The organism is Vibrio minamisatsumaniensis (genome assembly GCF_050337445.1).
Taxonomy (GTDB): Bacteria; Pseudomonadota; Gammaproteobacteria; order Enterobacterales; family Vibrionaceae; genus Vibrio; species Vibrio artabrorum.
The window spans coordinates 1-14,785 of record NZ_JAKJSY010000057.1 but is presented as its reverse complement, the minus strand read 5'-3'; the positions used below and the strand labels follow the sequence as shown (position 1 = coordinate 14,785).

General features: G+C 45.1%; 11 protein-coding genes and 2 pseudogenes. 5 read left to right on the top strand and 8 right to left on the bottom strand.

What is annotated here, in order from left to right; translation table 11 throughout:
* Window positions 1-48: 48 nt before the first annotated feature.
* From nhaA to L4B77_RS13520, 5 genes are all read right to left on the bottom strand, one after another.
* Window positions 49-1,212 (bottom strand): Na+/H+ antiporter NhaA, encoded by a 1,164-nt coding sequence (gene nhaA, locus L4B77_RS13540; RefSeq protein ID WP_429751021.1) that lies wholly within the window; start codon window positions 1,210-1,212, stop codon window positions 49-51.
* A gap of 275 nt (window positions 1,213-1,487) precedes the next feature.
* Window positions 1,488-2,636, bottom strand: coding sequence for a lipocalin-like domain-containing protein (locus L4B77_RS13535; protein ID WP_429751019.1), 1,149 nt, complete (start codon window positions 2,634-2,636; stop codon window positions 1,488-1,490).
* Complete coding sequence (locus L4B77_RS13530) at window positions 2,626-5,079, bottom strand: ABC transporter permease (RefSeq protein WP_372065641.1); 2,454 nt, start codon at window positions 5,077-5,079, stop codon at window positions 2,626-2,628. Before L4B77_RS13530 ends, L4B77_RS13535 begins: the two co-directional genes overlap by 11 nt.
* Window positions 5,060-5,731 (bottom strand): ABC transporter ATP-binding protein, encoded by a 672-nt coding sequence (locus tag L4B77_RS13525; RefSeq protein WP_429751017.1) that lies wholly within the window; start codon window positions 5,729-5,731, stop codon window positions 5,060-5,062. Before L4B77_RS13525 ends, L4B77_RS13530 begins: the two co-directional genes overlap by 20 nt.
* Window positions 5,732-5,851: 120 nt before the next feature.
* Window positions 5,852-7,225, bottom strand: a complete 1,374-nt coding sequence (locus tag L4B77_RS13520; RefSeq protein WP_261839690.1) for an MATE family efflux transporter — start codon at window positions 7,223-7,225, stop codon at window positions 5,852-5,854.
* Window positions 7,226-7,321: 96 nt separating this feature from the next.
* Between L4B77_RS13520 and L4B77_RS13515 the strand changes: the two genes are divergently transcribed.
* Window positions 7,322-8,782, top strand: coding sequence for a DUF2867 domain-containing protein (locus tag L4B77_RS13515; protein ID WP_429751015.1), 1,461 nt, complete (start codon window positions 7,322-7,324; stop codon window positions 8,780-8,782).
* Window positions 8,783-8,912: 130 nt separating this feature from the next.
* On the opposite strand, the gene L4B77_RS13510 is transcribed toward L4B77_RS13515, so the two are convergent.
* The 3 genes from L4B77_RS13510 to rsuA all read right to left on the bottom strand — a co-directional run bounded on the left by L4B77_RS13510 (window position 8,913) and on the right by rsuA (window position 11,626).
* A complete protein-coding gene (locus tag L4B77_RS13510; RefSeq protein ID WP_429751013.1) occupies window positions 8,913-9,572 on the bottom strand; it encodes a DUF2913 family protein in 660 nt (219 codons plus the stop codon).
* A complete protein-coding gene (locus L4B77_RS13505; protein WP_261839417.1) occupies window positions 9,572-10,789 on the bottom strand; it encodes a Bcr/CflA family multidrug efflux MFS transporter in 1,218 nt (405 codons plus the stop codon). Before L4B77_RS13505 ends, L4B77_RS13510 begins: the two co-directional genes overlap by 1 nt.
* 141 nt (window positions 10,790-10,930) lie before the next feature.
* Window positions 10,931-11,626 (bottom strand): 16S rRNA pseudouridine(516) synthase RsuA, encoded by a 696-nt coding sequence (gene rsuA, locus L4B77_RS13500; protein WP_429751011.1) that lies wholly within the window; start codon window positions 11,624-11,626, stop codon window positions 10,931-10,933.
* 97 nt (window positions 11,627-11,723) lie between these two features.
* Between rsuA and radD the strand changes: the two genes are divergently transcribed.
* From radD to L4B77_RS13480, 4 genes and pseudogenes are all read left to right on the top strand, one after another.
* Entirely contained in the window at window positions 11,724-13,466 is a 1,743-nt protein-coding gene (gene radD, locus L4B77_RS13495; RefSeq protein WP_429751009.1) for a DNA repair helicase RadD, read from the top strand.
* A gap of 104 nt (window positions 13,467-13,570) precedes the next feature.
* Window positions 13,571-13,969 carry a PepSY domain-containing protein gene (locus L4B77_RS13490; RefSeq protein WP_261839414.1) on the top strand — a complete coding sequence of 133 codons (399 nt, stop codon included), beginning with the start codon at window positions 13,571-13,573 and terminating at the stop codon, window positions 13,967-13,969.
* Between the two features lie 27 nt (window positions 13,970-13,996).
* Window positions 13,997-14,530: pseudogene (locus L4B77_RS13485) on the top strand (response regulator transcription factor); the annotation flags it as partial.
* Between the two features lie 97 nt (window positions 14,531-14,627).
* Window positions 14,628-14,785 (top strand): annotated as a pseudogene (locus L4B77_RS13480) (IS91 family transposase); the annotation flags it as partial.

The window sequence follows — 14,785 nt, the reverse complement described above, 5'->3', positions numbered from 1 at the left end:
TAGGGTGACCCATCACGGCTTTTTACTATTTGTCGAGCCTGTTACCGACTATAGCTTTACTTCTTGTCGCTTAGTCTTCGGTAGTGAAGTTCTTAGCAGGAAGTAACCTAAGATAGCCGCAGTCGTTGATCCCATCAGAATACCTAATCGAGCGAGCGTATCAAAATCGGCGTTCGTTGGTCCAAATGCGAGTGATGAAATAAAGATAGACATCGTAAAGCCGATACCACACAGCACCGATACCGCGAAGATGTTCATGAAGTTCACACCTTCAGGAAGCTTAGCTATACCCGTTTTCACCGCGCCCCAGCTGAAGAGGAAGATACCCAGAGGCTTACCGACCAACAGACCCATCGCAATACCAAGCGGTAGCATGCCTGTAAGGTTTGAAAGTGAGATGCCTTCCAGTGAGATACCGGCGTTTGCAAATGCGAAGATTGGCAAAATTGCAAACGCTACGTATGGGTGTAATGCATGCTCTAGGTGTTTCAGCGGAGAGCGCTCCCCTTTATTACCTTTCAGTGGGATAGCAAAACCAATGACTACACCTGCCAATGTTGCATGAACACCTGATTTCAATACTGCGAACCACAGAATGGCACCAACAACAAGGTAAACACTCAGTTTAGTCACACGCTTATTGTTTAGCATGAACAGCACACCCGTTGCGATAAAGCCAACGGTAAGTGCAAGCGTCGATAGATCACCTGAGTAGAACAGTGCAATGATAACAACAACACCTAAGTCATCGATAATTGCCAGCGCGAGTAGGAATACTTTCAAGCTTACCGGTACACGGTTACCAAGAAGCGCCATAATACCCAATGCGAATGCGATATCCGTTGCTGCTGGGATAGCCCAACCTTGAAGCGCTTCAGGGTTACTTGAATTGAATAGCACGTAAATAAGTGCAGGAGCTAGCATACCGCCCACCGCTGCGATAGCAGGGAAGATTGCCGTCTCTTTAGACTTTAATGCGCCTTCTAAAAGTTCGCGCTTAACTTCTAAGCCGATTAGAAGGAAGAAGACAGCCATTAAGCCATCGTTAATCCAGTGAGATACCGACATACCAAGAACGTAACTGTGAAGTACACCTTGGTACATTTCGTTCAGTGGTGAGTTTGCTACAAACATTGCGATCGCCGCAGCGATGACTAGTATGATGCCGCCAGCAGATTCCATTTTAAAGAAGTCACGGATGACGTCTGTCATGATTTCGCCCTTATATTTATTATTGAAATAAACGAATTACAAAGTATTGAGAGGAGTTTATATCCTAGCGTTATCGATAGATAATCACTTCTTCGGATGTTTAACTTCGGTTTTTCCTACAAATAACAAACAATATGTCGTATATACCATAGTTATTATTACACAACATGAGCCAAGTATAGATGAGAACATGGATGATGTATGCAGAATTAATTCGAGAATTGAAGATACAAAAATATAAAAAAAGGCTATCAAATGATAGCCTTAGGTGATTTTTAATAGCCAGTTAACTGCATAAATCCCGTCGCATTATGGCTTCCATTCGCCGTAATTGGCCCTTCCCAATAGGGTATGACAAATGGTAACCACATATCCTTACGTTTAATGCGCGTAGTCAGGTTTATCTCATACTTAGGTACACTAATAACCCATTGTAAGGGCATTCTTTTACCGTTAAACAACGTCGTCTTCTTCAATGGCTTCATCGAGATATCAGATTCCGTTAACTGGTAAACTTGACCAGACCGGGTCGCTAAGGTACCAAAAACATACGGTAACTGCTTATTGTGACGGTAACGACTGATACTCAATGCAGTTCCATCATCCAAATTAAACACAAACCAATCCCAACCCTGTTGACCCATGCCGAGCAAGCCACTGCCCCACTCTTTATTTACCCACGCAGTCCCTGCCACTTTCTTTGCGACACCGTCTAGATTTAACACACCACTTAAAGACAAAAATGGAGCACTAAAGCTATAAGAGGCGATAGGCAGCAAATCGTGTTTTTTCTGATAGCCATTATCGCCGTTGAGCACATAAGGCCCTTTAGTCACAGTATTCAGCTCAAGACCAAAGCTATCCGTTTTCACGTGCAGACGCCCAGGAAACGGAGTGTTACCTAGCCCCCGCCAACTCCAATTATCAATCCAAATTCTAAATGGGCCATTCGTCATTCCCGCTTGACCAATACCACCACGCGCTAAACGCTGCTCTTTCCAAACTTTGGATTCAGAGGAAATGACGATATTTGAAATGTAAATTTGCGGACTTTGCCACCCCGGCGTTTCACGCTCATCGGTTGCCACACGAAAGAAACTCCATTGAACAGAGTACTGTTTACCACGATCATCTATTAAAGATGCAAAGTAGTGCCACCACTCATGTTGATACTCGGGGTGGAACTGGAAGTCACGCGGTAATGCGACGCTACGGCCGGGTAACACAGGCTCGAATACATTGAAGTGTTCGTTAACCAGTATTGAGTTAACTTCGTTTCCAGCCTTTTCGTCAACGTCGGCAGAATAGGAAGAGTAAGCCCAAATTCCTAAAATAGCACCGAAGAAACTCATCAATAATAGAGAGGAGAAAAATCGACGTCTGTACTTGGTAGGTCTATTTCGTTGAAGCATATTAAAGCGCATCCCTCAATGATTTCATCGGCGTGTTCCGAATGATTCTTATCACAGGTAAAGCACCGGCAAGCATTAACGCGGCCATCGCCCACGCAAATGTCATCAAATAGTTCCATGGAATCACTTGTAACTCGAGTGACCAGCCAAAAGACTGCTTAATAACGATATCAACCACTAAATTTGCCAGAGCCAAACCAAGTGGCACTGCCACCAAGGAAGAGATGAGTCCAAATACAAATAATTGTAGGCTACCGGTTAAGATAAGCTCTTTCGCGGAAACCCCTAAACAACGTTGCAATGAAATATGCCTTTGGCGTGATACTTCCCCAGCAACGGTAGCAAAGAAAATACCGAAGACTGCAATGACTAACGTGATATTGCCCAATGTGTCGGCAATGGCAAATGTTCGATCAAACACACGCATTGCTTGGCTGTGGATGTTGTTATTATCAAAAATACGTTCTGAACCAAGCCTGAACACACTCTCTAAACGACCACGCAAACCGCGCGCATTCACATCATCTTTTAATCTAACGCCAAGCCCCACATTTCCCTTTCCGGCAAATCCATTCAGCCAGTTTCGATGAGACATCATGACCTGATTATATGGATTTCCATAATCATAATAAACGCCGACAACCTGCCAACCTGAACCAAGGTTATCGTAAAGATCGATATAATCACCGGGGCGAATACCCAATTTGAGCGACATTGACTCGCTGATCAACACACCTTTAGAGTGATGTAAATGATACCAATAATTGGGTATACCTAACTTAATCGTTAGTGCTTCTAATTCCCCTTCAGATGGCCCGGTACTCACAACCTGAATATTCCCTACAGGGGACGTAACGTCTTTTTCCCAACGCCACCAAACAGACTCAACCTCTGGTTGCTCTGATAGCCAGTTACTCAAGCGAGGCGCTGCGTTGTTGGTTGGATAGATATAAAGATCGGCAGCTAAACGCTGTGTTAACCATTTATCGGTGGTGTCTCTAAAACTGCCCACCATGGTTTCAACACCAATATTAGCCGATAACGCCAACATAAAGGCCATCGTCGCGACACCACGGTAACTCATGCTTGAGGCTGCATCGGCAAAGAACCAGCGAGCGCGCACCCAACGTAATGAGTAAGACAAACTGTTGAATAATTTCCACATCAAGAAAGGTGTAAACAGCGCCACGCTCACAAGCATCAGCGCGATAATCACAAACCCCGTTTCTTGAGTTTGAGGCGCTTGATACACAGCAACTGCAGCGACACAAAAGCCACAACCAAGCAACGCTTGCCAAGTAAACTCGGTACCAGCGAAACGCATTAAGGACAATCGAGAAGTTAAACGAATAGGTTGAGATTTCAACAAACGGACCAAGGGCCAGGTGCACGCTAATGCAGCACCAAGCAAGGTCATGAGTAAACTATAACCACTCCAGCGCCAATCCCAACTCAGTGTTAAGCCCACATCCGCATCGTAAAGATCCCCTAAACTTGAAGAAACCGCAGGTAACAGTTGATTCGCTAACATCACGCCAAATATGTTACCGCAGATCCAGCTAATGACGACCAAGAGCAGCAATTCTAAACAAAGCGCTTTGGCAAGCTGCCAACCCGATACACCGGTTTGCCTTAAGATTCCAACTAATGGCTGACGTTGAATAAATGACAGTGACATAGCCTGATAAAAAATGAACAAACCCACGACAAACGCCAACATACCCATCGCCGTTAAATTCAAGTGAAAAGCACTGGTTAGCGACTCAAGTTCCGCCTTTGAAGTCCGAGTAATTGTCAAGCCGTTTGGCAGCATATTCTTAAGGCGTTCCAGTTTTTCTGGTGGCATATCTGAACAAGCAATAACAGAAAGCCCTGCACTGCGTTTAAGCATTCGGAGCAATGAAATATCAGCAATCAGCCGAGTACCGTTGATAAAGTTATGATGATCAACAAAAATGGGCCCTAATTTCGAGCCATCCATAAGATGGAGATAGTCTCCATTCGCCCACTCCATGTACTCAGCGAGATCATCACTGACCAGAATAGGGTATGGTGGCTTCATTAGGTTTAGAGTAACGAGATCTTTTAAAGCAACACTGGGTTGAAGTTGAAGCATAGACACAGGGTCTAAGCCTATTAACATAAAGTTCGCGCCATTTTCGTCAGTGATACGATGGTAATCAAAAGGAGAGCACTGTTGAAAGCCTTCACGGCGAAGTTGAATATAGAAGCCTTGTGGGATTTTATTGGCATTGTGTTTTGGTCGGATCCGATATGGGAGCGGATTCGAAAAAAGCCTTTCGCCATGCGCATAACTCTGTTTAGCATGCTCATTGATGGCCGTAACGCCAACCAAAAGCGATACACCGAGGGTTAAACCAAGCCATACCAAAAGAACCTGAAGCGGATAACGCCGATAATGGCCGAGTAGTGCCTTAACTACGGGCCATAACATGCAGTTGCCCTCCTTGTAGCCGGATCCGACCATCCATATGCAATGCGACTTTTTCACTGTGCGTAACAAGCAACAAAGTACATTCTAACTGACGGGTCAAAGAGGTTAACAAACGCATCACAGCTTCGGCATTACGCTCATCTAAGCTTCCCGTAGGTTCATCAGCCAACAAGATTTTGGGTTCCATATACAAAGCACGAGCGATGGCCGCTCGTTGTTGCTGCCCACCTGACGCCTCTTCTGGGTAACGTCCAAGCAAAGGCATTAAATCGAGTGCAGACAAAATCTGCCTCCATAACCCTTTATCTTCCGGTAACCCTTTTAGTTGACGACAGAAACGGATGTTATCGGCAATATTAAGTGTCGGCAGTAAGTTAAATTGTTGGAAGATATGCCCAATATTATTGCGACGGTATGAAGTACGGCAACTTTCGGTAGAATCATGCATATTGAAGTTTGGGAAAACGATTTCACCTGAATCGACAAGATCGAGACCCGCGATGAGATTCAACAATGTACTTTTACCTGAACCGCTTTCTCCCATTAATGCAAGTTGATCGCCTTGATTTAATGTTAACTCAGCACCTTGTAAAACAGGGTGGAACTCCCCCCCATCGACATAGCCTTTACATAGGTCAGACAGTTTTAACATTAAACAGCTCACATTAGTTAGAATTTGGAATGAGAATCTACACTAATTCCCTGTTAGGAGAAAGTATTTTGAAAGATAGATCACATCAACGATAAAGTCATACAATTGATAGATCCGAGTTCAACTTCCTATTAAATTATTAATCCATTTCCTTGTTTTCATACGATAAAGCGAGCCCCCCCACTTCATGACCGCTTCAGTAAGAAACAGCAAATATACCCATTCCGGTGCGAGTTTAAAATAAATAGCAGCGATGGCAGCCACAGGAATGCCAATCACCCATTGTGCGATAAGGTCTTGATAAAGGCAGAACTTCACATCCCCCCCAGCCCTCAGCACCCCCACGATCACGGTCATTGGGATTGAGCGGATGACGATTCCAACACTTAAAATGAACATAAACTTCTCTGAAAGAGCTCTGGTTTCTTCCGTCAACGCACTGAAAGCATTAAGTATTGGTGTTTGCATAAAATACAGGAAGATCGCCACGACAACATTAGTAAAGAAACACAGTATCGTTAAACCTAATGCTTGATAGTAAACCGCTTCATTATTCTTAGCGCCCAGTTGGTTACCCACTAAAACCGCCGCGGCATTCGACATGCCGATCAATAAGCTCAACGAAATAGACTCAACAGGCGTCATGACCGAGAGAGCAGTCAAACCTTGCACCCCCGATTGCCCCATGATCGCTTGATAAGCAAACAGCCCTCCCGCCCACGCGAAAAAGTTAAAGGTGGTAGGAAGTGATAGCTTTAAGAAACGAACCACTTTTTCTATCGTCGCGGCAGTTTGAATATCGCAGAACTTGAAAGCCAGTAAGTGCTTTGAACCATAGAGGTAGCCAAATAAGGTTATCGCTTCAATTAGGCCGCTCAATAGCGTTGCAATCGCCGCCCCTTTGACCCCAAGAGCCGGAAAGCCAAAATGACCAAAAATCAAAACCCAGTTTAAGAATACATTCGATAAAATACCGATCCCACTGAAGAAAGTGCTGAGCCCCGGCCTATGCATCGCCCTTAAGCCCACAGTCATACTGCTGACATAAGATACCGTTAACATGCTAAATGAAGTGATAACGATGTATTCAACGCCTAGGCTGATGATTTCTTGAGATCGTGTCGTCAAGCCCATGATTTGTTTAGGAAAAGAAACGAATAAAACAATTGTCAGCAACGCAAACAGTGTCGAAACCAGCCACGTCAGCGCAGTACTTTCTCTCACACCTTGTCGGTTACCCGCCCCCCAATATTGAGCCGTTAGCAGAGCACCACCCGTGGTAACACCCACCAGCATAATGGTCGTTACAAACATCGCCCGGCTAGCAACCCCCACGGCTGCAATATCAGCTTCACCAAGTTGACCTAACATCAACACATCCACCAACCCTCGGCTTGAAAACATAATACTCTGCAAAGTAATAGGCACAGCAATCGCAATAAGCTTACGAATAAAATCGCCACGAGTGTGATGAATGATAGAAGAGATCAACATAAAGATACCCAAACGGAACGTATTGATGAATAAAGAGATATATCGCGCTATTATATCCATGTTCGGTTTTTAACCACAAAGATAAATGGAGTAACGATGAAGAAAGTACTGGTATTAGGCGCTTCTGGATATGTTGGCTCGCAGCTCCTCCCCTTATTATTAGAACAAGGGTATCACGTCACAGCCGCTGCAAGGCATATCGATTATTTAACCGCTCGAACCGAACCTCACGACAATTTATCACTTAAGTATCTCGACCTGGTGGATAAAGCCGCGACACAGGCACTCGTTCCCGACTTCGATCTTATCTTTTTCTTGGTGCATGGAATGGCTGAAGGTCATGACTTCATTGACTATGAACTGAGCTTGGCACGTAACTTTGTTTCAGCGCTTGGGCCAAAGAATCAACACGTCATCTACCTAAGCTCCCTTCAGCCTCAGACCGGTGATTCTGATCACCTTCAGGCAAGAAAGAAAACCGGAGAACTGCTTCGTAAAGGCCCGGTCCCCGTGACCGAACTTCAAGCTGGCGTGATCATTGGCCCAGGCTCTGCAGCGTTCGAGATCATGCGAGATTTCGTATACAACTTACCCATCATGATTGCACCAAAGTGGGTCGACTCCAAAGCCAACCCAATAGCCTTACAGAACCTTAATTATTACCTACTAAAACTGGCACAAGAGACACCAACAGAAAACCAAACCTTCGAAGTCGGCGGCCCAGATATTATCTCTTATCGGAATCAGTTTGCTCATATTGCCAAAACAGCCAATCGTCCACTTCGGCTTTGGGCGACATCACTGCTCACACCTAAGATTGCTTCCTATTGGCTCGGTGTGGTGACGTCTGTTCCATCTAACATTGGCCGGGCTCTTCTTGCTGGCTTAAAGCACGATTTCATCGCCAGTTCGACCACTATTAGAGAAAAATACCCTCAAAAGCTTGTCTCATTCGAGAGCATGGTTGAGCAAGCGATTCACGCCGAAGGAAATTTCGTCAAAAGCAATGTGTGGGGGTTTGATAAAACGGCGTTCAAACGTTGGCAAGCCGGATACGGTTACTACCCTAAGAAAACCGGCGCAACTATCACCTCGACGGCCTCATTAGCATCGCTTTGGTACGTCGCTCAACAAATCGGCAGCCCTAAGCAGGGGTATTTTTTTGCCAATGCTTTATGGCGTACGCGAGAATGGTTAGATGTTCTTTTCGGCGGCGGTATTCCAATTCGACAATCGCCTGAAGGACCTCACTTAAAGGTTGGGGATAAAATCGATTCATGGAAAGTCATTCGCTGTGAGAAGAATCAGTTTTTATCGCTGCTATTTGGGATGAAAGGCCCCGGTCTCGGGCGACTTGAAATTACTGTATCTGACCATGGTGACACTCGCTCTCTCAATATCTCAGCTTGGTGGCACCCAAAAGGGTTCTCTGGGCTGCTTTATTGGTTCGTGATGATGCCCGCTCATCTCTTTATTTTTAAAGGCATGGTGAAGGCGATAGAGAAGCAGGCACAAGAGCAGATGCGAGATACGGGTGACAAGATGAGAAAAGAATAAAAGCAGATACGGGATTCGAGTATCGAGGAGCAAAGAGTTTAAAAGCAAGTAAGTACGACTCCCCTTCATACCCCATAGCTAGAAAAAGACCGCCCGTTAGGCGGTCTTTATCATTTCAATGGTTACGAGATTAACCAATAACGCTAATTGGAATCTCAGCCAGTTGATTACCTTGGTTGCCAGGATACACAATGTACTCACCGTGGTACTTTACCGCAGACTTATAGTCTGTAACTTTGTGAAGCATGAAACCGGCTTCCATCGCAGCTTGAATAAACTCCGCGTGATTACCACGAACAAACCAGTTCATTGGTTTCACCATCAACTCGCCGTCAAATGAGTCGTCACACTGTTTGCCACAAAGCGCAAAAGAGTGTTCTCCATCCGTGAAAAACTGAATTTTGCCGCCCGTTGTTAGCTCATCTTCGCTCGATACGCTCCAACCCATCTCGTACATCTTATCCATAAAGGCTTCAACATCGCTGTCTTTCAACACTTTTGGCTGTTCGCCTTCCGGGAAGAATTTACCGTAAAATGCAGAAATACGTTTGAAGGTAAAGGTCAAATCAGCATTGTTGCCTTGTGATCGGCCCTGTTTCTGCCAACGCACCAAATCAGGCACAACCACACGATCATAAGATTGAGCCTTAATCGCCTTCGTTACCCAACGAACCAAGTAAAGGTTATTCGCAATCGGCGCATCAACCGCTTTGCCAGCTTGATGCAGAGCGTAAAGCTCGCCCAACGCATCATTCACTAACTTTTGAATTTCAATATAGTATTTTGACATTATGCCTTCTTTCCTAATGTCCAATAGAGTAATGCTGACAATACTGCACAGGCAGCCATTACCATAGCCATAGACCCTGCACTGTCGCTTGGCAGTATCGCAACGATAGCCCCAACGACAGAACCGGTACCAAATCTTAATGTCCCCGCAAGCGATGAAGCCGTGCCCGCCATGTTTGGATAACCACTGAGCAATAGGCCCATAGAATTACTGCCTATTGTCGAAATGGTGCCAATAAATAACATCACAAACGGCACAATTCCCCAAAGTCCGAGATCCAACACCCAACCAAAGAGTAAGCCTAAGCCCGCCAGTAATTGAATAATTAACGCGGCTCGCAACATAGCGTGAGAACCAACCTTCTTAACGATTCGTCCATTGATTGTCGTCATGAGTATCATCGCAACAATGTTCAAACCAAATAGGTAACCAAACAAGTCAGGGCGTACGCCATAGATATCAATGTAGACAAAAGAGCCAGCAGTGAGGAATGCAAACATCCCTGAGAAAGAGAACGCACCAGATAAAATCAACCCCATGGCCGTCGGGTTTTTACACAAGCGGGCATAATTTCGGAGCGTCGTTTTAAAGCGCAGTGGTTGACGGCTCTTTGGCGGCAATGTCTCGGGAATTTTCATCAATACCGCTAAAATAACGATCACCGCAAAAATAGCCAGCACCCAAAAAATTGAACGCCAACCAAACCACACTGCCAAGTAACCACCGATCATTGGAGCGACCAGTGGCGCAACCGTCATCACCAAAGTAACGAAAGACATGGTTCTCGCGAAGTCTTCACGGTCAAACATATCGCGCACAATCGCTTGAATGATGACGGCTGCCGCAGCACCGGCAAAACCTTGAGCCATGCGAACTAACGTCAGAGCTTCAATGCCATGTGTGGTCGCACTGACCACCGCAGCCACTGCAAACAAAATTACACCAATCAACAGCACAGGTTTACGACCATAACTGTCCGCCAAAGGACCGTGAAGTAACTGGCCCAATGCGAAGCCTGCGGTATAAGCTGTGAGTGTGATTTGCACCTCACCGGCGGTGACACCAAGATCTTTGGCAATGGTCGGCATCGCTGGTAAATACATATCAATCGCGAGCGGCGTCAAGGCGCCAATCGCACCTAAAATCAAAAACAGCACCAAACCTAATTGAGGCGTTTCTGGTTGAGAGTTAGGGCTTTGAGAGGTCGATGTTTGCATGGTTCTCCGAATGTTCAACGAATACTAAAAACTAGGGACTGGCGTGAGTACGCAAGTCAAAAGATTGGCTGAGACTTTCCTAGTACCAGTCAACATCATCAACCGACGCTATCCTTGGTCGGCCACATTAAATAGAAAGGATTACTTCCAGATAGAGTCCACTTCTTCTTGCGTTAGGTAACGGTATTCACCCAACTCCAAAGATTCGTCCATCTCGATCTCACCGATACGCTCACGGTGTAGAGCTTCTACCTTGTTACCAAGTGCGGCAAACATACGTTTAACTTGGTGGTATTTACCTTCGTGAATCGTTAGTAGCACTTCACGCTCTGCACGAACATCAAGGTGTGCCGGCAATGTCAGGCCTTCTTCGCTTTTAAGCTGGATACCCTCTTTGAATTTTTCAACATAATCCGCCTCAACAGGCTCAACAAGCCATACACGGTATGTTTTTGCGCATTTATGCTTTGGTGACGTAATACGGTGAGACCACTTCCCGTCGTCAGTAATCAACACTAGGCCAGTGGTATCGACATCTAAGCGACCCGCAAAATGCAACTTATCCATTTTGATTTCATCGAGTAATTCAAATGCAATACGATTTGCACCATCTTCATGCGAACAAACAAAACCTTCTGGCTTATAAAGCATGATGTAACGCGGGCCATGAACATGCAGTTCATTGCCTTGCCATTCCACCACGCACTCTTGTGTTACCTTAAGTGAGCCGCTTTTTTGAATGACATCATTCACTGTCACTGCTTTTGACTTTAATAAGTGTGTTGCTTCTCTTCGAGTGACGCCTAACGCATCGCACAGAAATTTATCTAAACGCATGAATACCTCAACTAATCTAAGTCGGGTATTATAGTCACCTTTGCTCAAATAGTTGAGCTATTTCACACTATTTGTTTTTCATCATAAAAGACACCTTATGTATACACTCCGACCATACCAAGCAGACTCCGTCAAATCCGTAATTCATTACTTCAGAAAACACCAAACTCCGGCTGTTCTCGTGCTTCCGACTGGTGCTGGAAAAAGCCTTGTAATTGCTGAATTGGCAAGGCTTGCGAAAGGTCGAGTGTTGGTACTGGCTCACGTAAAAGAGTTGGTTGAACAGAATCATGAAAAGTATGAAGGTTACGGGTTAAAAGGCTCAATTTTCTCAGCCGGTTTAGGGAGAAAAGAGACCGACCAACAAGTGGTGTTTGCTTCAGTACAATCTGTGGTGCGAAATCTCGATTCATTCTCAAACCAATTTTCACTGTTGGTTATCGATGAATGCCACCGTGTGCCCGATGAAAAGACCAGTAGCTATCAAAAAGTCATCTCTCACTTACGTGAAAACAATCCGGGAATCAAAGTGCTCGGCCTGACTGCGACCCCGTATCGTCTTGGGATGGGTTGGATTTATCAATATCACACACGTGGCCAAGTTCGTTCTGAAGAGCCTCGTTTTTTCAGAGACTGTATTTTCGAACTCCCAATTCGCTACCTATTAGACGAAGGCTTTCTCACGCCAGCCCACATGATTGATGCCCCCGTTTTAAGTTATGACTTTTCACAGCTCAAGCCAGCGAGCACCGGTCGCTACAAAGAAGCCGAACTCGACATGGTTATCGAACAATCTAAACGCGCGACGCCACAGATTGTCGACCAGATCATCGAGCTGGCCAAAGACAAAGTCGGCATCATGGTATTTGCTGCGACCGTTAGACACGCTCAAGAGATCCTCGGTTTACTGCCCGAAAGTGAATCATCCATCGTCATCGGCGAAACACCAACCCTCGAACGAGACCAAATCATCAACGATTTCAAAGAACGTAAAATAAAGTTCTTAGTTAACGTATCAGTATTAACCACAGGCTTCGATGCCCCACATGTGGATCTCATTGCGATTTTACGGCCAACAGAATCCATCAGTTTATACCAACAAATCGTTGGCCGTGGATTACGCTTATCGCCGGGTAAAAAGGCGTGTTTGGTACTCGACTACGCGGGCAACAGTTACGACCTCTACCAACCTGAAGTCGGTGATCCTAAGCCGGATTCCGACAGTGAGATCATCACCATTCCCTGCCCAGCTTGTGGCTTCAATAACAACTTTTGGGGCAAACTCGACAGCAATGGCTTCCTACTCGAACACTTTGGCCGCAAGTGCCAGGGCTACTTTACCGACGAAGACACCGGAGAGCGCGAACACTGTGGGTATCGCTTCCGCGCCAAGTATTGTGGTGAATGCGGAGCTGATAACGACATTGCCGCGCGTATTTGTCATGAGTGCGATGCCACTTTAGTTGACCCCGACAAAAAGCTCAAAGAAGCGTTAAATTTAAAAGACGCCCTCGTATTTGAATGCTTAGAGATGGACCTTAATGTACTCAAAGACGAAAAAGGTAAGTCACAACTTAAAGTCACCTATCGTGGTGAAAACCAAGCGCAAGTGCATGAATTCTGGTCATTAACCACAAAGAAGCAAAAGCAGACATTCAAGGATCAGTTTGTTCGCCCTCACCTTGCTGACAGACACCGTCCTTTCGAAGAAGCTTCCCCAACTAAAGTGGTCGCCCACCAACATCGATTTCGCCCACCTCAATTCGTGATTGCGCGTAAAGTAGGACGCTTTTGGAAAATGAGAGATAAAATATTCGAAGACGAACTTCAACAACGTTGATTATCTATTTTTTGTGTATCAAATTCTCATAATTAATCAGGTTCACTTTCTGTTCAGAATCATTTTTTTATACTGAACATTGTCAACCTTCTCTAGGATTCGCTATGTTTAGTAAAGCTATGATTTCATTGTTTTCTATATGTTTAGGCTTCTTTTCTTCTGCCTGTGTATGGGCCAGCTCCGATCATAATGGCCATGAGTTAGTACAAGATGTCCATAAGGTCGGCACTCATATCGAATTCGAAGAGGATCAAGACGAAGTCTATCAAGCCGTAAAAAAGGGATATATTCGCCCTTTTTCTGAAATGTATGCAGCCGTCGAAAACGATCTTTATGGCCGAATTATCAAAGTCGAACTAGAAGAAGACGATGATATTTGGGTGTATGAGCTTAAGATTAATCACCAAAACAACATCATCAAAGTGCAATACAACGCCGAAACGATGGAAATGATCATGATTAAAGGTCGAAATTTTAAAGATGCCATTAAACACGACAAATAATTACTACAAAAATGAAGAAGAACAATCATGAAAATTTTAGTCGTTGAAGACGAACCTCGTTTGGGACAACAAATCATTGAAACATTAGAGAGAGCAGATTGGGTTCCAGAACTTTCTCAAGATGGTATTGATGCACTCTATCGCGCAACATCAGAAGAGTGGGATGCCATCGTGCTCGATCTCGGCTTGCCAAAGTTAGATGGTTTAACCGTATTGAAAGGCATTCGAGACGAAAACATCAACACCCCCGTAGTTATTTTAAGTGCACGAGACACCTTAACTCAGCGTGTTGAAGGCCTGAATGCGGGCGCAGATGATTACCTAACCAAGCCATTCGAAATGGTCGAACTGATTGCTCGAATCCGTGCACAGTTGCGCCGAGCATCAGGCAGTGCAGCGCCTATTCTACAGATCGGCGATTTAAGCCTAGATACACGCAGTTCAAAAGTGCTTTGGCAAGGTCAAGCGGTTAGCCTAACAGCGCTAGAATACAAAGTGGTGGCGTACTTCATGCACAATCAAAATAAGGTTATCTCGCGCACTGAGTTGGTTGAGCATATCTAGAACCGGCGACGTTGTCGCCTGAGCGGCCTACGGCCGAAAACAAAGAGACTCATCCTACTAGGTCGTTTTACATGAATCGTTTATCCTATAGGTCATGCATCCGAATAAGCCCATCAAACAACTCTTCAATGCCAACGATAATTGGCTAAACTACCTCAATAAACATCGGAAAACGCTCCGAACCGTCGTCATTGAAAATGTCACCAAGATGCTCGCTTGCAGTACCGCCGCTTTTGGCTCTAAAGAGTATCG